Origin of the sequence: Rhizobium changzhiense, assembly GCF_013087625.1 — a bacterium.
Lineage (GTDB): Bacteria > Pseudomonadota > Alphaproteobacteria > Rhizobiales > Rhizobiaceae > Rhizobium > Rhizobium sophorae.
The window spans coordinates 1,062,896-1,083,166 of sequence record NZ_JABFCQ010000002.1 but is presented as its reverse complement, the minus strand read 5'-3'; the positions used below and the strand labels follow the sequence as shown (position 1 = coordinate 1,083,166).

The 20,271-nt window shown below is 62.5% G+C and carries 22 protein-coding genes, 1 pseudogene and 1 riboswitch; of the genes and pseudogenes, 14 read left to right on the top strand and 9 right to left on the bottom strand.

Annotation, left to right across the window (positions count from 1 at the left end):
• On the top strand, positions 1 to 207 hold the full coding sequence (locus tag G9X68_RS14705; protein ID WP_129420129.1) for a hypothetical protein: 207 nt from the start codon (positions 1 to 3) through the stop codon (positions 205 to 207).
• Between the two features lie 99 nt (positions 208 to 306).
• Here G9X68_RS14705 and G9X68_RS14700 read toward each other — a convergent pair whose 3' ends face one another.
• Positions 307 to 1,197 carry an SDR family oxidoreductase gene (locus tag G9X68_RS14700; RefSeq protein WP_171602970.1) on the bottom strand — a complete coding sequence of 297 codons (891 nt, stop codon included), beginning with the start codon at positions 1,195 to 1,197 and terminating at the stop codon, positions 307 to 309.
• Positions 1,198 to 1,287: 90 nt separating this feature from the next.
• Between G9X68_RS14700 and G9X68_RS14695 the strand changes: the two genes are divergently transcribed.
• The 3 genes from G9X68_RS14695 (at position 1,288) to G9X68_RS14685 (ending at position 4,573) form a co-directional block, all read left to right on the top strand.
• On the top strand, positions 1,288 to 2,118 hold the full coding sequence (locus G9X68_RS14695; protein ID WP_171602969.1) for a helix-turn-helix transcriptional regulator: 831 nt from the start codon (positions 1,288 to 1,290) through the stop codon (positions 2,116 to 2,118).
• A 407-nt stretch (positions 2,119 to 2,525) separates the two neighbouring features.
• On the top strand, positions 2,526 to 2,783 hold the full coding sequence (locus tag G9X68_RS14690; RefSeq protein WP_240602963.1) for a hypothetical protein: 258 nt from the start codon (positions 2,526 to 2,528) through the stop codon (positions 2,781 to 2,783).
• A gap of 248 nt (positions 2,784 to 3,031) precedes the next feature.
• Positions 3,032 to 4,573 (top strand): Ig-like domain-containing protein, encoded by a 1,542-nt coding sequence (locus tag G9X68_RS14685; RefSeq protein ID WP_171602968.1) that lies wholly within the window; start codon positions 3,032 to 3,034, stop codon positions 4,571 to 4,573.
• 213 nt (positions 4,574 to 4,786) lie between these two features.
• Here G9X68_RS14685 and ftsZ read toward each other — a convergent pair whose 3' ends face one another.
• Positions 4,787 to 5,806, bottom strand: a complete 1,020-nt coding sequence (gene ftsZ, locus G9X68_RS14680; protein WP_011652582.1) for a cell division protein FtsZ — start codon at positions 5,804 to 5,806, stop codon at positions 4,787 to 4,789.
• 348 nt (positions 5,807 to 6,154) lie between these two features.
• On the opposite strand from ftsZ, the gene G9X68_RS14675 reads away from it, so the two are divergent.
• On the top strand, positions 6,155 to 6,367 hold the full coding sequence (locus G9X68_RS14675; protein ID WP_168312616.1) for a hypothetical protein: 213 nt from the start codon (positions 6,155 to 6,157) through the stop codon (positions 6,365 to 6,367).
• A 367-nt stretch (positions 6,368 to 6,734) separates the two neighbouring features.
• Here the strand turns inward: G9X68_RS14675 and G9X68_RS14670 are convergent.
• Positions 6,735 to 6,803, bottom strand: a pseudogene (locus G9X68_RS14670) (DNA-binding response regulator); the annotation flags it as partial.
• 259 nt (positions 6,804 to 7,062) lie between these two features.
• Between G9X68_RS14670 and G9X68_RS14665 the strand changes: the two are divergent.
• Positions 7,063 to 7,476: a hypothetical protein gene (locus G9X68_RS14665; protein WP_171602967.1), complete on the top strand. Its 414-nt coding sequence runs from the start codon at positions 7,063 to 7,065 to the stop codon at positions 7,474 to 7,476.
• A 377-nt stretch (positions 7,477 to 7,853) separates the two neighbouring features.
• On the opposite strand, the gene G9X68_RS14660 is transcribed toward G9X68_RS14665, so the two are convergent.
• Both G9X68_RS14660 and G9X68_RS14655 read right to left on the bottom strand, forming a co-directional pair.
• Positions 7,854 to 8,390, bottom strand: a complete 537-nt coding sequence (locus G9X68_RS14660; protein ID WP_171602966.1) for an ATP-binding protein — start codon at positions 8,388 to 8,390, stop codon at positions 7,854 to 7,856.
• A gap of 106 nt (positions 8,391 to 8,496) precedes the next feature.
• Positions 8,497 to 10,509 (bottom strand): BTAD domain-containing putative transcriptional regulator, encoded by a 2,013-nt coding sequence (locus G9X68_RS14655; RefSeq protein WP_171602965.1) that lies wholly within the window; start codon positions 10,507 to 10,509, stop codon positions 8,497 to 8,499.
• A 176-nt stretch (positions 10,510 to 10,685) separates the two neighbouring features.
• Here G9X68_RS14655 and G9X68_RS14650 point away from each other — a divergent pair, with 176 nt between their 5' ends.
• From G9X68_RS14650 to G9X68_RS14640, 3 genes are all read left to right on the top strand, one after another.
• Positions 10,686 to 10,928, top strand: coding sequence for a YjiS-like domain-containing protein (locus G9X68_RS14650; protein WP_171602964.1), 243 nt, complete (start codon positions 10,686 to 10,688; stop codon positions 10,926 to 10,928).
• 159 nt (positions 10,929 to 11,087) lie between these two features.
• Positions 11,088 to 11,468 (top strand): VOC family protein, encoded by a 381-nt coding sequence (locus tag G9X68_RS14645; protein WP_171602963.1) that lies wholly within the window; start codon positions 11,088 to 11,090, stop codon positions 11,466 to 11,468.
• Between the two features lie 42 nt (positions 11,469 to 11,510).
• Positions 11,511 to 11,993, top strand: coding sequence for a cupin domain-containing protein (locus G9X68_RS14640; protein WP_171602962.1), 483 nt, complete (start codon positions 11,511 to 11,513; stop codon positions 11,991 to 11,993).
• A 30-nt stretch (positions 11,994 to 12,023) separates the two neighbouring features.
• Here G9X68_RS14640 and G9X68_RS14635 read toward each other — a convergent pair whose 3' ends face one another.
• Positions 12,024 to 13,013: an AraC family transcriptional regulator gene (locus G9X68_RS14635; protein WP_171603075.1), complete on the bottom strand. Its 990-nt coding sequence runs from the start codon at positions 13,011 to 13,013 to the stop codon at positions 12,024 to 12,026.
• A 70-nt stretch (positions 13,014 to 13,083) separates the two neighbouring features.
• Between G9X68_RS14635 and G9X68_RS14630 the strand changes: the two genes are divergently transcribed.
• Complete coding sequence (locus tag G9X68_RS14630; protein ID WP_171602961.1) at positions 13,084 to 13,452, top strand: DsrE family protein; 369 nt, start codon at positions 13,084 to 13,086, stop codon at positions 13,450 to 13,452.
• A 165-nt stretch (positions 13,453 to 13,617) separates the two neighbouring features.
• Positions 13,618 to 14,898 carry a bifunctional sulfur transferase/dioxygenase Blh gene (gene blh / locus G9X68_RS14625; RefSeq protein ID WP_171602960.1) on the top strand — a complete coding sequence of 427 codons (1,281 nt, stop codon included), beginning with the start codon at positions 13,618 to 13,620 and terminating at the stop codon, positions 14,896 to 14,898.
• Positions 14,899 to 14,963: 65 nt separating this feature from the next.
• Here blh and G9X68_RS14620 read toward each other — a convergent pair whose 3' ends face one another.
• From G9X68_RS14620 to G9X68_RS14610, 3 genes are all read right to left on the bottom strand, one after another.
• Positions 14,964 to 15,566, bottom strand: a complete 603-nt coding sequence (locus tag G9X68_RS14620; RefSeq protein ID WP_171602959.1) for a tetratricopeptide repeat protein — start codon at positions 15,564 to 15,566, stop codon at positions 14,964 to 14,966.
• A gap of 91 nt (positions 15,567 to 15,657) precedes the next feature.
• A complete protein-coding gene (locus G9X68_RS14615) occupies positions 15,658 to 16,206 on the bottom strand; it encodes a hypothetical protein (protein ID WP_171602958.1) in 549 nt (182 codons plus the stop codon).
• Positions 16,203 to 16,838 (bottom strand): TetR/AcrR family transcriptional regulator, encoded by a 636-nt coding sequence (locus G9X68_RS14610; RefSeq protein WP_171602957.1) that lies wholly within the window; start codon positions 16,836 to 16,838, stop codon positions 16,203 to 16,205. The genes G9X68_RS14615 and G9X68_RS14610 overlap by 4 nt, the downstream gene beginning before the upstream one ends.
• 144 nt (positions 16,839 to 16,982) lie before the next feature.
• Positions 16,983 to 17,238: riboswitch (cobalamin riboswitch) on the top strand.
• Between the two features lie 178 nt (positions 17,239 to 17,416).
• On the opposite strand from G9X68_RS14610, the gene G9X68_RS14605 reads away from it, so the two are divergent.
• From G9X68_RS14605 to G9X68_RS14595, 3 genes are read left to right on the top strand one after another with little or no spacing between them, the layout of a single operon-like run.
• Positions 17,417 to 18,433, top strand: a complete 1,017-nt coding sequence (locus G9X68_RS14605) for an ABC transporter substrate-binding protein (protein ID WP_171602956.1) — start codon at positions 17,417 to 17,419, stop codon at positions 18,431 to 18,433.
• 5 nt (positions 18,434 to 18,438) lie between these two features.
• The gene (locus tag G9X68_RS14600; protein ID WP_206679706.1) at positions 18,439 to 19,470 is read left to right on the top strand and encodes a FecCD family ABC transporter permease; all 1,032 of its coding nucleotides are present in this window, start codon (positions 18,439 to 18,441) and stop codon (positions 19,468 to 19,470) included.
• Positions 19,467 to 20,231: an ABC transporter ATP-binding protein gene (locus G9X68_RS14595; protein WP_171602954.1), complete on the top strand. Its 765-nt coding sequence runs from the start codon at positions 19,467 to 19,469 to the stop codon at positions 20,229 to 20,231. Before G9X68_RS14600 ends, G9X68_RS14595 begins: the two co-directional genes overlap by 4 nt.
• Positions 20,232 to 20,271 lie beyond the last annotated feature (40 nt).

Sequence of the window (20,271 nt, the reverse complement as noted above, 5' to 3'; positions counted from 1 at the left end):
ATGGGCAATCCGAAAAAGGACGCCGCCGGCCAGTTCGCCAAATCCCAGGCCGATAGGAAGAGCACTGGTGTTGCCAGCGCCAAGCCGACCGTGATCACCGGCTCGGAGGATGCCACGGTGAACAAGAACCCGCCGGGCAAGAAGGCGGGGAAGGACTGGGACATCAACTACGATCCCGCCGATATGAACGAGGGGCGCATGCGCTGAGTGCTCCCGACTTGCGGCATGCTGATGTCGGCGCGCCCGCCTCGTCCTTCGAGGGGGGGCCTCAAGGATGGCTCTCTTGGGCTGGTGACCAAGACAAGGCTACCCACCAAAATAAGCCGGGTGGTCGATATCGGCGAGCAGGCCGGGCTCTGCCGGCTGCCAGCCGAGGAGGGCGCGGGTGTGGGCGCTTGATGTCGGCACGTCGAAACCTGCAAACATTCCGAACCAGCCGAAATGCTCTGCCGCCTCTTCCCGCGACAGCGAGACGGTCGGCACGTTGAGCCGCTGGGCGATGAGCTCGGCGATCTCCCGGAATACCACACCTTCTTCCGCCACCGCCAGGAACGGACCGCCGACAGCGCCGCGCTCCAGCGCCAGGCGATAGACGCGGGCGGCATCGAGCCTGTGCACGGCCGGCCAGCGATTGGCCCCGTCGTCAATATAGGCGGAGACGCCCTTCCGCCGGGCGGTATCGATCAGGATCGGCACGAAGCCGTGGTCGCCGTGGCCGTGCACCGAGGGCGGGAGCCGGACGGTGGAGGCGCGCACGCCGCGGGCGACAAGCGATACTGCGGTGATTTCGGAGGCACGGGGATAGGTTTCGGTCGAAGGCATCGGCGGGTCCTTCTCGGTGCCGATGCGGCCCGGCGCGTGGCCGAGGCCTGCCGTCACCAGCAGCGGACGGCTGGAACCGCGCAGCGCTTCGCCGAGCGCTTCGATGGCGCGCCGGTCGGCGGCGCAGTTTTCGGCGAATTTCGAGAAATCATGATTGAAGGCCGTGTGGATGACGCCGTCCGCCCCGACCGCGCCGCGTTGCAGACCCTCCAGGTCGTCGAGCGTGCCGCGCTGGACTTCTGCGCCCGATGCCGCCAGTTCGGCCGCTCCCTTGTCCGAGCGGGCAAGACCAAGCACCTGGTGGCCGCCGGCGATCAATTCATTGACGACGGCCGAGCCGACCCAGCCGGTCGCTCCAGTGACGAATACGCGCATGTCGATGTCTCCTGATTTGAGGCGACAGATATCGGACGGGCTGCTATCATGGTAAAGGAGTGATCTTATCATGGTATAAAAGCTAACAGGATGAGCGCATTCACCACCTCGGACAATCGGCTAGGCGCCTATCTCAAGGACCGTCGCACCAGGCTCGATCCCGCCGCCCTCGGCTTTGCGGCTGAGCGCCGCCGCACGCCCGGGCTTCGCCGCGAGGAGGTGGCGAGCCGCGCCAGTATCAGCCCGACCTGGTACACCTGGCTGGAGCAGGGCCGCGGCGGCGCGCCATCGGCCGACGTGCTAGACCGGATCGCCCGCGCCCTGATGCTGACCGATATCGAGCGCGAGCACCTCTTCCTCATCGGCCTCGGCCGGCCGCCCGAGGTGCGCTACCGCAAGGAGGAGGGCATCACGCCGCGATTGCAGGGCGTGCTCGACGCGCTGGACCCGAGCCCAGCGCTGATCCGCACCGCGATCTGGGACGTGGTCGGCTGGAACCGGGCGGCGACCGTGCTGCTCACCGATTACGGCGCCCTGCCGCCGGAAGAGCGCAACGTGCTGCGCTTCATTTTTCTCGATCCGCGCGTGCGCGCCGCCCAATACGACTGGGAAAGTGTGGCCCGCTTCGTCGTCGCCGCCTTCCGGGTGGATGCGGCGCGCGCGGGCGCGGCCGCCGAAGTGGAGCCGCTGATCGACGAACTGTGCCACAAGAGTCCGGAATTCCTCGCCATGTGGCGCGACAACGACGTCCGTACCCACGGCGAGGGCGCCAAACACATAAAACATCCCGTGCTCGGCCTGCTCTCCTTCGAATATTCCGCCTTCCAGGTGGACGGCCGGCCCGATCTCAGCATGGTGGTGTACAACCCGGCAACGGCGGAGGATGCGGCGAAGATCGAGGGGTTGGTGGGCGTGAGCTGAGCGGGTGTGTGAAGGGCAGTTTGGTTGCGTTATCGCTCTGTTGCAGTGGAGCTTCTTGGCTCGCCCTGCTCAGGCATGATGTTTTCCTCAATCAAAGCGAGAGGTAAGTTCTGATTATCCGATTGTCAATGAGGTTACGACGTCGCCTCAATCCGGACAAATCTGCATGCTGTGAATCGACGCGCGCAAGATTTGAGCCGCGCGGATGGGGATTTCAATGAATTAATATCGTGCCGCGGTCTTGGTCGCCGTGTCGGTCCTGATGGTGTTATCGGCTTCGGCGGCATCCGCCTGCAGTTGCAAAGAAATGTCCGATAAGGAGAAGTTTGCCAGTTCCGATCTGGTCGTAAGGGGCCGCATGAAATCGGTGACAATTGGCGTCGATATGCCGGATCCGAGAGCGAGGCGTGAAGTACCGGATAACGAGCGGTGAGTTTGAAATCGAGAGGGTGCTGAAGGGGACCTTCAAAGGTAAAACAGTGCCGATTTACACGGGTTTCGGCACCGGAGACTGCGGCAGACTCGGGGAGTTCATCGGGGCGGCCTATATCTATCCCGACAAGAAAATGAGCGTTGTCGAATTCGGCCTCTCAAAGTCTGAATTTGAAGGGCAAACCTTCTATTTCACCGGGATCTGCGACTATGAGAAGTTTCCCGAGCAGTAGCGGCGGGGCTGGGCATTGAAGGGCACTGCGGTGGCTTTGATATCTTTGAACCTCTTTAGAAATTGTCCTATTTCATCCTCTGCCGTCCCCTAATGCTTAGGTGTGCAGCCTGTGGGCAAAAGCTCCACGCATGACAAAGCTGTGAAAAGCTAAAATACTACTCCTACTAGAAAATTCATTGACCTGCCCGGTCTCGGCTGCTTTCTTTCCGATGGACCAAGGCGAATGGATCTTGAAGGAGATATCCAATGACAGTGTTTGGAAAACCTGTGGCGGTCGACGATGTCAGCAGCGCTTCCGAGAATGAGGTGATCTCAGGCAATCTGCTGGAAAATGATCTGGCCGGGGGCTCCGGCAACATGTTTCTCAACTTCTTCGACGGCGAGAGGGTGCTTGCCAAGAAGGATGGTGCGATCACCGATATCGAGGGTGAATACGGCACGTTCCACGTCAGGGCCGACGGCTCTTACACCTATACGCTGAACGAGGCCGCCAAGGCGGGCTTCGTTGAGGGAATGACGCTGACGGAGACGATCGGCTACAAGATTTCCGACGGCTCCGGCAACACCGATGTCGGCCATTTCACGCTCGACATTCACGGGGTCACGAGCCCGCCGGTGGCGGTCGACGACGCCTTCTCCTTCCGCGAAGGAAGCGAGATGGCGCGCAACGTGCTTGCCAATGATCACGCGGGAGAGGCGGGCACGCTCTTCCTGCGTTCGGTCGAGGGCACGAGCATTCCTGCCGGTCAGGGGCAAGGGCAGACGACCGACGTGGCGGGTGAATTCGGCACCTTCCATTTCGCAGGCGATGGAAGCTTCACCTACGATCTCGATCCGGCCGTGAAGGCGGGCCTCAACGACGGTGAGCACGTCACGGAGAAACTCCAATATTACAAGGTCTCCGACGGCGCCGGTCACGCCGATGCCGGCGTGATCACCCTGACCGTTGACGGCGTGACGGACGGGAAGTCGTTGAACACCAATCATGTCGAGGTCCAGGCGGATGTGGTGCGCCCCTTCCTGGACCATTACGAACTCCAGGGGGTCGCGGTCGATCCGCTAACGGGCAAGTATTACGTCAGCTCCGGCAATGGTTTCCCAGACGATTCCATGGTGAGCATTTACGACAACGCCTCGGCATTCGAGGCCGGCAACGCCAGCGGCGCCATCTCTCTCGGCGACTATGACAAGGGCGAATATGACATCGGCGGAACCTATTTTTCGGTTCGCGGCGGCGAGATCATCGGAAGAACCAACGAGGCGAGAGGCGAGGAGGACCCTTTGCCCGATCAGACCTATGTCGCAAAGTGGGATGCCGCCGACGGATCGCTTGATCAGAAGGGCGACCCGATCCACGGCCTTGTCGGCAAGAACGGGGCGGGTACGTTCGACTGGGGCGGATTCACGGCCGTCAATACGATGCAGGATTCGACCGGCATTTACGTCGTCGGCCGCATCGATGATGCCACCTGGCAAGTCTCCAAGATCGATCCCGACACGCTGAACCCGATCGAATCCAAGACCTTTTCGGCCGGCGGGCTCGGATACGGCTTTGCCGTCAACGGCGCGTTCTTCTTCGGCGATTCCTCCAACAGCGAGCATATTGGCACGGCATTCGACTTTGCGACCGGGGTCAAGACAACGGTCGATGTCAACATCGCCATACCGGGAGACGACTCCACCACCAACGTGGTCTATGACTCAGCGGCGGATAATCTCTACATCACCAACAGCATGACCGACGAAATCGCCGTGGTGCACAACATCTCGGACAGTCTGTTCGTCTAGCGCATCGGCCCGAAAATCGGAATCGGTTTTCGGAAAGCACGATGCGAGGATCGAAAGAGTTAGAGCGTCCTTTGTGCGTTCGAAAGGACGCACGGCGCTCTAATGGGCCTTGACCGCCCGAATGCCGACGCCGCCCCGCCCGTTCTCTTCACGGCGGGGCGTTTAATCGGCCGGAGCCTCGGAAACGAAAATCAGCAGAATATTGCAGCCGCGCTATTGCAGCGTGCGCGTCTGAACCTGCTCGGCGGCGTGAGGCGCGGATGCGGGCAGGGGGCTGCCTTCCAGGCCGGTCGCCACGACCGAGACGCGGAACTTGCCATCGAGGCTGCGGTCGAAGATCGCGCCGACGACAATATCGGCGTCTTCCTGCACTTCGTCACGAATGCGGCTTGCCGCCTCGTCCACTTCGAACAGCGTCATATCCGAACCGCCGGAGATCGAGATCAGCACGCCCCTGGCGCCCCGCATCGAGATATCGTCGAGAAGCGGGTTGGCAATCGCCGCTTCCGCCGCTTTCATCGCGCGGCTCTCACCGGAGGCTTCGCCAGTGCCCATCATCGCACGGCCCATGCCTGACATGACCGACTTCACGTCGGCGAAATCGAGGTTGATCAGGCCTTCCTTGACGATCAGGTCGGTAATGCAGCCGACACCGGCATAGAGCACGCGGTCGGCCGTCATGAAGGCATCGGCGAAGGTGGTTTTTGCATCGGCGATGCGGAAAAGGTTCTGATTGGGAATGACGATGACCGTATCGGCCGCCTGGCGAAGCGCCTCGATGCCGATTTCCGCCATCCGCATGCGGCGGTTGCCTTCGAAGGTAAAGGGCTTGGTGACGACGCCGACCGTCAGGATGCCGGCGGCACGCGCAGCGCGGGCGATGACAGGTGCAGCACCCGTGCCCGTTCCACCGCCCATGCCGGCGGTGACGAAGCACATGTGCGAGCCGGCCAGGTGATCCATGATCTCATCGAGCGACTCTTCGGCAGCCGCATGGCCGACCTCAGGCAGCGAACCGGCGCCGAGACCTTCCGTCACATTCGCGCCAAGCTGGATGCGGCGCGTCGCCTTGGAGGTGGCGAGCACCTGAGCATCCGTGTTTGCGGCGACGAATTCGACGCCCGCCAGCTTTTCCGCGATCATATTGTTGATCGCATTGCCACCACCGCCGCCGACGCCGATGACTGTAATATGCGGCCGTAGTCCAGAAATGCCGCCCTTGGCGTCCGTCATCGCGCTCTCCTTTGATGCTTCGTTCATGCCCACCCTCGTTTGCGGACGGCGAATCGAGCGTCAGGATACGCGAGCAACAAGGCATAGGCGAGGCGAAAGACGTCTCGGCGGGAGCGATCATGATCGGGACGGGGGTTGGTGCTGGTTTGAGGGAGGGCGCCGTGGCGGCCACTCCTTCAGCTGAATGCGCGGACCGGTTTCGGCCCATGAATTGGAACCAGGATCGCACCCGTGCTGTTTAACTGGAAGACGCGCGGAAGCGCCGATAACAGGGACGCCGATCGCGGGAGAGCCGGCCTATCCGGCAATGACGATCGGTCTTTCAGTTCACCTATGGAGGAGCACGACATGCAAACGACCCGATCGAAAGAACTGGCGGATGAATATCTGCGGCTTGGCGGCAAACGGCTGGCCAAGATTGATGACAATATCGTCAAGATCCGCCACTGGGAGGATGACACGCCGGAGGCCGAGGCTTTCTGGCAGAAGAACATTGAGCCGCTGGATGAGCGGCGCCGCGTAGAGGTCGAAACGCACCTTCCCACGATCAACGACAGGTGATCGCGAATCAACGACCGTTGATCGCGGCGATTTCCCGGAAGCCACTATCGATCGCGCCGGCTGTCCAGTCCGCGCCGGTGCGACAGGCGGATCGTGCATCCATCCCTACGAGATCGCTAGGGAAATGCGTCAATGATGCTTTCATTCAAAATATAGAAGTGTTCGCCCACCTTGCTGACGCGGACGTCAGCGGTCGGCCCAGGATAGAGATAGACGCATTCTTTCATTTCCGAGCACAATTTTGGATTCGCTGTTGCCAGGCTGCGGACTGCTTGCGGCTGGTCAAGGCAATCTCATCACTCTCATCGTCTCAGCTTCATTATCATCCGATGCATAGCCTTCTTGACTACACTGTCAAAGTCGCCATCTCCGATCGCAGCACGGCGGCGATCCGGCTGCTCGGGTCTTCGTCATCCTCGACGAGCAGTACGCGCATGGGGCAGGGCTTCATCTCCGGCGACAATGGCTCTCGTCAGCCAGGATGAAGCCGTCGCCGTCCAGGGACGCTTGGACGACGGCTTCGTGCATGCGAGCTACCTCGTTCGTCAGGATGGACGAACCGAAGCGCTGCGTCCGCCGAAAGGTCCGCCGCACAGACGATTTGCAGATTTCGATCACAGGCCGTGACGGGCGTGAACCAAAGCCGCGCTCCGGTGTTAACAGACACGCCTCATAACTCCGAAAGGAACGCTTCCATGCAACGACTTCTCCTATCAGGCCTTGCCCTTGCCGCACTGGCCGGCACCGCTTTTGCCCAGCAGCTGCCGGCTCCGCCATCCGCCGGGACTCCGCCCGCAGCGGCTGAACCCGGCTCGCCGCCTCCGCCGCCGTCTCCGTCCGCTCCTGATGACGATGAGCAGATGACAGACCGGCCGGATGCGCGGCCGGGAGATCGCCCCGATTACCGCTGGCACGGTCGGAGAGGCGACATGGGCTTCCGTGGTTTCCGTGGTCATCGCCCGCCACCGCCACCGCCGTCCAAGGCAGCACATTTCCGGATCGAGGATGGGAACACCCGGATCGATCTCAAATGCGCCGAGGACGAACCGATGAAGGCCTGCGCCGATCTGCTGCTCCAGGTGATGGACCGCCTGCAGGGCCAGGACTGATCATCCGTGCTTTGAGGCGGATGCCGCACGATGATGCAGCCGCCCGCATTTTCTCGCGGGCGGTTTTGCGGGTTTCTCGGGGCCGTGACACCGCCGTCGAAGACAAACGTCAGAGAATGATGTTGCCCCATGCAGCCGAAGCCGATCGCCGAGACGTCAGGGCCTCTTTGGCCGAGCTTGCTTGATCATTTCAAGTTCTCCTTCCCAGGTTTGATCCCAAGATAGGGCAAAGTCCAGAGGCGATTAGCCGGGGATATCGGCATGAACTTATGAGGTCTGCTCATGAGTTTCCGGGCTCGCTCGGAGAGGGCGAACCGGGATCGGGTAAGAGGATCCGGGCAGTGTCTGCTGCTTGCGCCAAAAGCTGAGGGCTGGCGTTATGACGCCAGGCGAAACGTGCCGCTGCGCATAGCCTCGATCACCGTGCGCAACGTATCTTCCCTGTCGTGCCCCTCCGTCGAGACGACATGTTGTTCGAACGGGCCAAGTGACGAGAATTGCTGATATAGCGCCGCAATAGGGCCGGGATCGGTCAGGGTGTCGCCGCCACGCTCCCGGCAGCGCCGGATGGCGACATCGAGCGGCGGGCGCAGAACCACGTAGTGGAAGGGTGCCGCGATTTTCCGGAACGGTTCCAGGAACCACGGCCCGACGATGCCGTCGACGACGACGAAGTAGCCGCCGGCGGCATAGCCTGACGCCGCCTTCGTCAACACGTCGACGACAACGATATTCTGTTCATGCGCTTCCGGCAGATAGGGCGGGATCACGCCGTTCTTGATGAAATGCCAGAAGTCGTCGGAATGAAGATGGACCTTCGGCGAGCCGGGCTCGTTGGCGAGCGCCTCGGCCGTCGTGGTTTTTCCGGAGCCCGGTGGCCCGGTGAGAATGAGAACTTCGCCCGTGTGATTCATAGTATGGCAATTTCGCACGAAGCAGCATTGTTTCGCAGTTAGCCGATAGGGGGTCGGTAATAGCTCGGCATCCCCCTTCGTTCCGAAGAAGCCGCTGAAGCGGCAGCTACTCCGGCAGTCCCGCTATTCTGAGAGCCTCGATATATCGATTGCGATCGTCCGGTCGCCGGAATGGTGGCAGCACGTCCGCGAGATTCGAAAGCCGAAGGGCAGGGTCCATGAGGCACAGGCGGGCAATCGTTTCCCCGGCTTGCGCAAGCCGCCCGGCCATGGCCTGGCCCGCCGCCATCACGCGCATGGCGCTTGGGTAGTTCGGCTGGTGGCGTAGCGATTTTCCCGCCCAAGAGGCCGCGTCGTCATAGTGGCCGGCGCAAAAATGCGCGAGCCCGGTGTTGAACTGCCAGGCAAACAAGCGCGGATCCAGAGGGCTTAGGCGCATGGCAAGGGCTGCGTGTTCGACGGCCTTATCGGGCTCGCCGAGGCACGCCTTCACCCAGCTGCTGACGCCGAGCGCAGCGGCCAGGTTCGGGTTGAGAAAGACTGCGCGATCGATGCAGGCCGCACTGTCGTCGAGGTCGCCGCCGACATAACCGATGACATATCCGCCGTAGGTGAGCGCAACCGCATCGTCCCAGCCGAGTTCGACCGCTCTCCGGGCCAGCCGGGTGGCTTCAGCAGTCTCGTCTGCGGCATGGAGCATCCAGCCGTTGCTCTTTCGCGTAGCATAGCAGCGTGCCGCCCGGGCATGGGCTACGGCGAATTCCGGGTCACGCTCGATCGCCTTCATGAACAGCTGCAAGGCCTCGTCGATGACCGATCGGTTGGTGACCGTCCGGTCGAAGGCCGCCAGGCCGCGGAGATAATAGTCGTAAGCGTCGAGGCTCTCGGTCGGCTTGCGTTTGGCACGCGCGATCTCAGCCTCCTCCACTTTCGGCGTTATGGCGCCGACGATGCTCGAGGCGACTTGATCCTGAAGATCGAAGACATTCGCCAAGGTTCCGTCAAAACGATCGGCCCAAAGATGTGTACCGGTCGACGTGTCGATGAGCTGCCCGGCAATGCGCAGGCGGTCACCGGTCCGGCGCACACTTCCTTCAACCACATAGCGTACGTCCAGCTCGCGCCCGACCTGCTTTATGTCGACCGCCTGACCTTTGTAGGTGAAGCTCGAATTCCGGGCGATGACATAGAGATGGCGGAATTGAGCAAGTGCGATGGTAATGTCCTCGACGATGCCGTCAGCAAAATATTCCTGCTCCGCGTCGCCGCTCAAATTCTGAAACGGCAACACGGCAACCGATGGCCGATCTTGTTGTTTCGTCGGGGCCAGGAAGACCTGCGGCTGCGAGGCGACGTCGAGGCCGGGCGCCGTCCGCCGATGTTCCGATCCCTGCCGCGATTGCAGTGAAGCGGCCAGGGAGGAGGTCTCTGCCTCCGGTTCTGCCTGAAGATGCTTCCTCAAAAGCGTCCGGCAGGCTTCGTACTGGCGCAGGGCCGCGTTCTCGTGACCCCTGAGAGCGTGGATCTGCATCAGCGCCCGATGGGCGGCCTCCATGGTTGGGTCCACAGCTAGCAGCCTTTCGGCCAGTCCTTCGCAGGCCGATTCTTCCGCGGTACCTGGCTTGGAAAGCGCTTGGCTCAGCCGCTCCACCAGTTGCAGCGCCTTGCGTTGATATGTGCTCCGATACGGGCCGAACCACTCGTCCAATTCGTCTGGAATGGCCTCGCCTGCCAGCACCTCGCCACGGTAGAGATCGGCGGCGAAGGCGAGATCGGCCGTCCGGCCGGCCTCCAGTTTACCGTCGAAGGTCGAAATGTCGGTTTCTTCAGGACCTGTTATCAGCGCGACGGTCTCCTGATCCCCGTCGATGTAGACGGTGGCATCTTCGCCGGCCGGAAACGATCGCCGGATATCGACCAGCGCCTGGCGCAGACTATTGCGGGCCTGCTCACTGCTTCGTCCCGGCCAAAAGGTCTCGGAAAGCAGTTCCCTGCGATGGCCGCGGGGGCCACCGAGCACGAGGGCAGCAAAGAGAAGCGACGTCTTGCGCGTGGTGAAGCGAACCTGCCGATGCTCCGGTGAAGTCACTTCGAGGCCACCCAGCAACCTGATGCGCACAGATTGTCCCCCAGATTTCGACTGCCGCCGCAGAATAGCATCTCGGCAAAGAGATTTAACACCGATTTAGCGGCGGCGTGTCGAAGTTTTCCAGGCCGTTCACGCTCAGCCGAACAGCCGGAATACGCCCGCGTGTCAGGCTCCCGCTTGCAAATCTCACAAATGGGAGACTGAAAATGACTCACACGGAAACGCATGCCGGCATCAGCGCGCCAGAAAGACAGGTGTTCGGGTCCGGGCCGAACAGCGTCGCAACCATCGCCGCCGCCCTGAGGGCGTGGCGGCGGGCCGTCGTTAGACGGAAGGCATTGGCAGAGTTGACGCCCGACCAGCTGAGGGACATCGGTTATCCGCAGGCCAACCGACCCGTACTCGAAATCAAAGCAGGGCTGATGACAAAGTTGATGTCGATGCGGTAGTCGGAACGTACCACCGCGCGGACGCACCGGCTGCTGGTCGAGCGGCCGGAAAGAGCTCACGGCGGGCGGCGTTGGCAGGATATCGAGTGGGCTTTGTCTGTTTTTCCGCTGCCGGGATTCAACTAGGATGGGGCGATGGAACGATAGGGAGGGCACGGCATGATCGATCATATCACCATTGCAGTGAGTGACCTTGAGAAGAGCAAGCTGTTCTATGAACGCGCTTTCGAACCTTTGGGTTATCGCCTCTCCTTCAGGAAGGAGGGCGTGTTCTGGGCCTTCGATGTCGGCGGCAGCCTGTTTGAGATCCAGCACACCGACGACAGGCCGCCTCTGACGCGTTTGCACGTTGCCTTCCGGGTCCAAAGCAGGGCGGAGGTCGAGGCGTTTTATCGCGCCGCGCTCGAAGCCGGCGCCCGAGACAATGGCGCACCCGGCCCGCGGCCGGAATATGAAGAGAACTATTGTGCCTGCTTCGTTCTCGATCCCGACGGATACAACATCGAAGCGATGCTCAATGAGCCGGCGCCGCAGGGGTGAGGCGCAGGCTCCGTCCAAAGATTGCAATCGAGGGGGGTGGATATGTCGAGTTTCAGGAATGCCGTCGTCTCTTTACCCGGCAAGGAGCGCGTGGCGAGGACGCCCTTTGGCGCGAGGATCGTCATTCATGCCACGGCCGCCGAGACCGGCGGCGCGTTCGGGATGTGGGAAACCTTCACGCCGCCCGGTCATGGTCCGGCCCCGCACACGCATACGCGGGAGACGGAAGTCTTTCGGGTCATCCGCGGGCTCTATCGATTCCAATGCGGCGACGAGGCGTTCGACGCGCCTGTGGGAACCGTCGTCGTTCTGCCACCACATGTGCCGCACAGCTGGCGAAACATAGGCGACGAACCCGGCCAGATGTTCGGCACGGTCACGCCAGGCGGCTGCGAGCAAATGTTCATCGATGTCGAGGCTTTTGGTGCCGATACGCCTGAGAAAATCGCGGTGATCGAAGCGCGACTGGGGATCATCAACGACATTACGCTTGCCCTCGGATTGACAGGCCCGCAACCGCGCTGATCGATCATCTGGGTGTCGATCGGAACCAGATCAGCCTCGTGCCCGCCACGCGGCCGGGGGGGTGCCGAAGCTGCGGGAGAAAGCGCGGTTGAAGGCGGCTTCGGTGGCGTAGCCGGCGTCATAGGCGATCGCCGCGATCGGCTGGCCTGAGGTGGCGAGTGCGACGCTTGCGAGATAGAGCCGCCAGTCCCGGATATAGCGGATCGGCGATGTCGAAAGCATCGCCTGGAAGCGTTCGGCCAGCGCGCTGCGCGACATTCCCGATGCCGCCGCCAGTTGCTCCAGCGACCAGTCGCGCCTGGGATCGTCGTGGATCAGGGAGAGGCAGCGCGACAGCGCCGGGTCGGCGAGCGCTGCCAGCCAGCCGATCGCATCCGGTTCGGCCATCATGATCTGGTGGCGCAAGATCTCGATGAAGAGGATTTCCGTCAGTCGCGGCAGCATCGAGACGCCGCCGGCGCGTGGCCTGTCGACCTCCTCGACCATCTGGCGGATGGTGGCGCGCAGCCAGTCGCCGTCATTGGCGGCTCGTGTCCTGACATGGATCAGCTTGGGCAGCGCTTGACGAAGCGGCGCGAAGCTCAGCCCGTCCCATTGCAGATAGCCGCAGAGCAGCCGCACGCCTTGTGTCTCGTCGCCGTAACGCAGCACGGGAATCTCACGCCATGGCTTCTGCGGCAGATCGCGGGTCGGCAGGACCAGCATGCCGTCTCTTCCCGCGCCGAGCTGATGGCCGGTGCCGAAGGGGAAGACCAGCACGTCGCCGGCCTCGAGATCGGTCTCTTCTCCTTCCGTCTTCAGCCAGCAGTGGCCCTTCACAACGATGTGAAACGGCATCGTGCCCGTAGCCTTCGCCGAAAGGCTCGCTAAGGCCGGCGTGGCATCGGTCTGCCAGTCGCCCGTCGGCATGAAGCAGAACTGCAGCGATCCCGAAAGGCGGATCGTCGACAGCAGCGCCGACAGCACGTCGTCGCGTGCGACACCCGCAGCATCTGGATTTTCGGACAAGGCTTCACGCATTCCGGCCAAATACGCGCGCCGCGCGCTCTCCTATCATCAGTGCATTCAAACCCAATGAGAGGAGAATACTATGCAAACTCAAAGCGACAAACTGGTCGTGCTCGTGACCAAGGGCATCGAATCCGAACTGTCCTCCGTCGCCTTCACCATTGCCAATGGCGGCATCACCGCCGGGCTGAAGGTTTCAGTGTTCCTCACCAGCACCGGCATCGATCTGGTGCGCAAGAGCGGCCAGCGCATGACGCATGTGCCGCCGCTCGATCCGCTGGCGAGCCTGATCGAGAATTTCCAGCAGCGCGGCGGCACGATCTGGGCTTGCCCGCCCTGCGTGACCTCTCGCGGTTATACGCAGGAAGACTTGCTCGACGGGATCGTCATCGTCGGCGCCAGCGCCATGCATGCCGAGATCAAGGAGGGTGCTGCGACGCTGTCGTTTTGACCGGGAAGAGCAGGGTCGGGCGGGCGTCGAGGAGCGTCTTGCGCCGGCATGCTCGAGTTTTCCTGATCTGCGGCATTCTTGCACCCTGAAATATACTTGTGTGATTGGGTCGATATACATGCGATACTGCATGACGAGGGCGGCGCGAGGCTTTCGGGGGCTTTAATGACATGCGTGAAGGTCAATGAACTGCTGTCGGTGGCGGGGCAGCCCGACGCCGCAGCCTTTGCCGCGTTCGCCGCAGACGGCTTTGCCGCCGTCATCAATGCCCGGCCTGATGGCGAGGAGCCGGATCAGCCGGGCAATGCTGCGGAAAAGGCGGCGGCCGCTGCCGCCGGGCTTTCCTACGAGTTCGTGCCGGTGAGAGGCTCCGAGATTACCGAGGCCGATATCTTCGCCTTCCAGGCGGCGATGGCGCAAGCCAAAGGGCCGGTCGTCGCCCATTGCAAGAGCGGCACGCGGGCGCTGACGCTCCATGCGCTGGGCGAGGTGCTGGACGGGCGGATGAAGCCCGGGGATGTCGAGACCTTCGGTCAAAACCTCGGCTTCGATCTTGCTGGCGCGCGCCGCTGGCTGGAGAAGCGGGCAGGGCAGGCGCCTCTTGTGAAGGCCTTCTTCGAGCCCCGTACTTGTAGTGTGCAATATGTCGTTTCCGACCCGGCGACGAAACGCTGTGCCATCATCGACCCGGTGCTCGATTTCGACGAGATGTCAGGGGCGACCGGCACGGCCAATGCCGATGCCATCCTCGCTCATATCGAAAGCGAAGGGCTGACGGTCGAATGGATCCTCGACACGCATCCGCATGCCGATCATTTCTCCGCCGCGCATTATCTGCATGAGAAGACCGGCGCGCCGACGGCGATCGGCGCCCATGTCACCGACGTGCAGACGCTTTGGAAGGAGATCTACAACTGGCCGGCGCTTAAAACCGACGGCTCGCAATGGGACCGGCTGTTTGCCGATGGCGACACGTTCGAGATCGGTGCGCTTAAAGTCCGCGTGATGTTTTCGCCCGGGCACACACTCGCCTCGATCACTTATGTGGTCGGTGACGCCGCCTTCGTACACGACACGGTGTTCACGCCGGATTCCGGCACGGCGCGCACGGATTTCCCGGGCGGCAGTGCGAGCGCCCTCTGGCACTCGATCCAGGCCATCCTGTCGCTGCCCGAGGAGACCCGCCTCTTTTCCGGCCACGATTATCAGCCCGGCGGCCGGCACCCGCGCTGGGAAAGCACGGTGGCGGCGCAGAAGCGCGCCAATCCGCATATTGCAGGCATCGACGAGGCCGGTTTCGTGGCGCTGCGCCAGACGCGCGACCGCACGCTGCCGAAGCCGAAGCTGATGCTGCACGCGCTGCAGGTGAATATCCGCGGCGGGCGGCTGCCCGAGCCGGAGGGGAATGGCCGGCGGTATTTGAAGATCCCGTTGGATGCGTTGTAGGGCGGAGTGAATAGCGGGCGGCGACGGCGTCTGGACGATTGCGCCAGCGGACAAAGCGCTGGGAATCAGGAACGACCTTTGCCATCGAGCAATTCTGATACTGGAAGCGGCAGGTCTGGATGTGCGCGGCATAATCCGAGCAGGTCCTCTCTTGCATCAGGGTAGTCCTGAAGCGCTGCACGGCGGTACCATTTGAAAGCCTCTGTCAGATCGATCTCGCAGCCCACGCCGTGCTCTTTCATTTGGGCCAGCCTGTATTGTGCGCCGGCGTGATCCTGATCTGCGGCCTGGGTGTACCATCTGACGGCGTCTGCTGGATCGATCTCGCAACCGTCGCCGTCTTCTCTCATCAAGCCCAGCAAATATTGCGCGTCGGCGTGGCCTTGATTTGCGGCTTTCTCAAGCCACATGCGGCCTTCCTGCGCGCTTTGCGCAACTCCGTCCCCCATGAGATACAGGCCCGCCACGAGGAATTGCGCGTCGACATGACCTTGTTCGGCCGCTTTCCCGATCCATCTTGCGCCTTCTGCTTTATCGCGGGTGACACCTTCACCGCGTGCGGTCATGTGGCCCAATTCAAATTGTGCTTGCGCATCGCCTTTCTCGGCTGCTTGGCGAATTGCGTCTATCCTTGCGGCGGCGAGATCGGCGCTATCCGGATTGCTCATTGCTACATCAAACCTCGTTGAAATCGGTGGCGCCAAAGCTATGTCGGGCGCCAGCCTTCCGCAATCCGTCGTGACGCAGATCCGGCAACGACTACGCCCGCGGATGCCCCAGCGCTTTTTCCAGCACGCCAGGCGGCAGCTTCTGCGCGAGGGCATCGCCAAGCTTTGCCTCGAGGTCGCGCAATTTGCCGTCGAGCGAGGGGAGACCCAAGGGGCCGAAGGCTTCGATGTAACGATCGGCGTCACCCTTTGCCAGGAATTCGACCAGGATGTTGCCTTCGACCCAGAGCTTGACGATCCGGAAGAGGCCGGTTTCCACCTGCTCGGCGCGCCAACCTTCGCCGATGGCGACAGCCTCGATCGCGGCGGCATCCACTGCCGCGCTGACCAGTACATGGGCGGTCACCGGCTCGAAGGTGGCGGGGCGCTGGCGGATACCGAGCGGCGCGTCCGGATCGAAGACTGCGGTGGCGGGCAGGATCTCGAGGAAGGAGCCTTGCGTATCGCCTGATACGACGAGCCAGGCACTATATGGAAAGGGCGGGGTCGGCGGCCGCAGCGCGGTCGCCTCCATAAGTTCCGCCAGCACGCGGGCGACGCGACCGGGATCGCGCGCGCCGAACGACATGTGATGAATCATCGCGCGTCTCCTTCCATTGTTGCCGGCTGGCGGCCCTCGGGTCCGCGGGAAAGCCGGCGGGCATCATCGATCAGGGCCTGCACGGCCCATTGCGCGGCCTTCGCGGCTTCAGCGCCCGACAGGCTCCAGTTATCTTTCATGCTCTCCCATCCCGAAGCCGAGCAGAGGGCTGTCACAGCGGCGAGCAGATGCTGGGCATCTTCTGAGGGAATCGTCCCGGTGACATCGCGCAGCGCGATCGAAAACTTCTCGCGCCGCGCTTTGGCATGGGCGAGCCGCACCGCGCGGCCATGGGGATTGTGCAGCATGGCTCTCACCAGCGGCTCGTCGCGGTCGAAGGCAGAAAAGAGCTCGGGAATATGCGCCACCACTTGCTCAGGCGAAGCCGGCAGCGCCGGCACGGAGATCAGCGCATTGACCCAGTGCCAGAACGCGCCGAGCAGCGTCTCCTTGTTGGCGAAATAGCGATAGAGCGTGCGCTGCGGCACGCCGGACTGGCGGGCGACAAGATCGAAGGTGACCTCGTCGCTACCGGCGCGCAACAGGGCGGCAAGACCTTCCATGATGCGGTCCTGCGTGATGGTCGCCAACTCTTCGCGGGCCGTGGGGCGAGGCGGTGTCACTTTATTCATGGCAGTATTAATGCCATAATGGCAGCATTACTGTCAAGCGTCTTTTGGCAACCGGCGGTTTGCGCGGTGAAGGCGACTGAAGCCTATTTATCGGTGAGGCGGCACAATGGGCGGGGAATAGTTATTGACGCCGGGTGGGCAGGCGACGTAATTGGGCGCGACGGTTCCCTGAAGATGACTCCAAGGGGATTAATAGGGAACACGGTGAGGACGACCCAGCAGGGACCGAGACCGTGGCTGCCCCCGCAACTGTAAGCGGATTGTCGATCATCTCAGGAGTGGCCAGCGACTGGCCATCTCTGAAGGGCTCATGGCCCTGCCACTGCGAGATATCGCGGGAAGGAGGATGAAACGACGGATATCCGCAAGCCAGGAGACCTGCCGTCAATCACGATCCAATCAACCGGGCGGGGATGCCCGGACAAGGAAGAGATATGATTGACCTGCTGAACCTTCGCCGAATTCGGGCATGCATCCGTCTCGATTGGGCCTCCTGCGGCTAGTGCACGCCTAAGCGTGCTTTCGGTCCGCGCACATGCGCGGAACAGCCGTGATTTTTCCCTTCATCGAGGTTTTCCATGCGCCAGATTCTCGCCACCATAACATTCGCCTTCGGGCTCGCCGGCCTTGCGGCACCCAGCCTTGCCGCGACCCGATATCCGTTGACCATCACCAATTGCGGCCAGCAGGTGACATTCCAGAAGGCGCCCGCCAGGATCGTTTCAATCGGCCAGGGCATGACCGAAGTACTCTTCTCGCTCGGCCTTGCCGACAAGATCATTGGTACGGCCGTCTGGGTCGGACCTATCCTGCCGCAATATGCCGAGGCCAACAGCAAGATCAAACGTCTCGCCGACAATGATCCGAGCTTCGAATCCGTCGTCGGGCAGGAGCCGGACCTGGTGACGGCCGAGTTCGAATGGCATGTCGGCGCCCAGGGGTCCGTCGGCAAGCGGGAGCAGTTCAAGGATCTCGGGATCAATACCTATCTCGCGCCGGCCGATTGCGTCGCCAAGGTCAACACCGATGGCGGCGACGGCGTGCGTCGGGAACTGTTCACGATGGAGCTGATCTACCGAGAGATCGCCGAGCTCTCGGAGGTGTTCGACGTGAAGGAGCGCGGCGATGCGCTGATTTCCGAGCTGAAGGAGCGCGAGGCGGATGCCGTCGCTTCGATATCGGGCGCCTCGGGCAAGATCCTGCCCGTCGTCTTCTGGTTCTCCAGCAAGGAGGTCAACGGCGACGCCTTCATTGCCGGCAAGAACAGCGCGCCTGCCTATATCCTGAAGACGATCGGTGCGAAGAACGTCGTCACCACGGAAGAGGAATGGCCGCTGGTCGGTTGGGAAACCATCGCCCAGGCGAACCCTGCCGTGATCGTGCTCGCAACCATGGACCGCCGCCGTTACGCCGCTGACGATCCCAAGGTCAAGGTCGATTTCCTCGAAAACGATCCTGTGACCAAGGAACTGGACGCGGTCAAAAACAAACACTTCGTGATGATGGACGCGCTGTCGATGAACCCGACGATCCGCACGATCGACGGTATCGAGACATTGGCGAACGGCATCAAGTCCTTCGGCCTGGCGCAGTGAAGGCAATGTCGCTCAGGCAACAGGGATGGTGGGCGCTTGGCGCGCTCACCATTGCGGCACTTCTCCTGCTCGTGATGATGATCAGTCTTGCCGTTTCCATCGGCGAGATCGCGATCCCGCTTGCGACCACGGCGGAGGCGGTTTCGAACCGGCTGTTCGGAACGAATTTCGAACTCAGCCGCATCCACCAGGGCATCGTCTGGGATTATCGTCTGAGCCGCGCGCTCGTCGCCGCCAGCATCGGCGCGTCGCTCTCGCTGTCCGGCGCGATCCTCCAGGCGCTGCTGCGCAATCCGCTGGCCGAACCCTATGTGCTCGGCATCTCCGCTGGCGCCTCGACGGGCGCCGTCTGCGTGATGATCCTCGGCTTCGGCTATGGCGTTCTCGGCCTGTCGAGCGGCGCCTTCATTGGTGCGGTCATTGCCTTTCTGCTGGTCGGCATCCTGGCGACGGGTGTGGGGGGAACCGGCGAGCGCATCATCCTGTGCGGCGTCGCCGGTTCGCAGCTTTTCAATGCGCTGACTTCCTACATCGTGACGACATCGGCGAATGCCGAGCAGGCGCGCGGCATCCTGTTCTGGCTGCTGGGTTCGCTCAGCGGCGTGCGCTGGCCCGATGTCTATCTGTCGGTGCCGATCGCACTTACGGGTTTCGTCATCTGCATGGCCCACGTGCGGGCGCTCGACGCCTTCGCCTTCGGCACGGATGCCGCCGCCTCGCTCGGCATTGCCGTACGCCGCGTCCAGATCGTGCTGTTCGCCATGACGGCGGCGATGACGGCAAGCGTCGTCAGCATGGTGGGTTCGATCGGCTTCGTCGGCCTCGTCATCCCCCATGCCGCCCGCTTCCTCGTCGGGCCAGCGCATAGGCGGCTGCTGCCGGCGACGGCGCTCGGCGGCGCGATCTACATGATCGGCGCCGATATCGTTTCGCGCATCATCATCCCGCAGCAGATCCTGCCGATCGGGGTCGTCACCGCGCTCTTCGGCGCACCGGCCTTCGCCGTCATCCTCTATCGTGTGCGGGGGAAGGCATGAGCATCAGCATCGACGAGGTGAGCTTTGCCGCCGGCAATATCGTCATCGTCAATGGCGTCAGCCTGACGGTGGAAAAGGGCAAGGTGCTCGGCCTGCTCGGGCCGAACGGTTCCGGCAAATCGAGCCTTCTCAGATTGATCTGCCGGCTGCGCAAGGTTCGCAGCGGCATCATCCGGCTGGGTGCCGATGACATTTCCTCGCTGCCGCGCGCCGCACTTGCACGTCGCGTCGCCTTCGTCGAGCAGCAGTCGACGACCGATACGCAGTTGACCGTGCGCGACGTGGTACGGCTCGGCCGCACGCCGCATCGCGGGCTGTTGTCGTCCTGGTGCGCAGGAGACGACGCCGCCGTCGACGAGGCCCTTTCGCGGGTGGGTATGCAGGAGAGGGCGGGCCAGCTCTGGCAGACGCTGTCGGGCGGCGAGCGCCAGCGCGTCCATATTGCGAGATCCCTGGCGCAGGCGCCGAGCGAATTGCTGCTCGACGAGCCGACCAACCATCTCGATATCCAGCATCAGCTCGACATTCTCTCGCTGATCTCGAAGCTCGGCATCACCTGTATCGTCGCGCTGCACGATCTCAATCTGGCGGCGATGTTCTGCGACAGGCTGGCGGTGCTTCAGAAGGGCGAGGTCGTTGCCTCCGGCGCGCCGGAGGAGGTGCTGACGGAGGATATGATCGGCCGAGTCTTCGGCGTTCGTGCCCATGTCCAGAAATCGGCCGTGCACGGCCGGCATCATATCCAGTACGTCATGGATTGAGGTGGCCTTTTCCGGGCCTGGCGCCGTGCGCTCGTCGCAA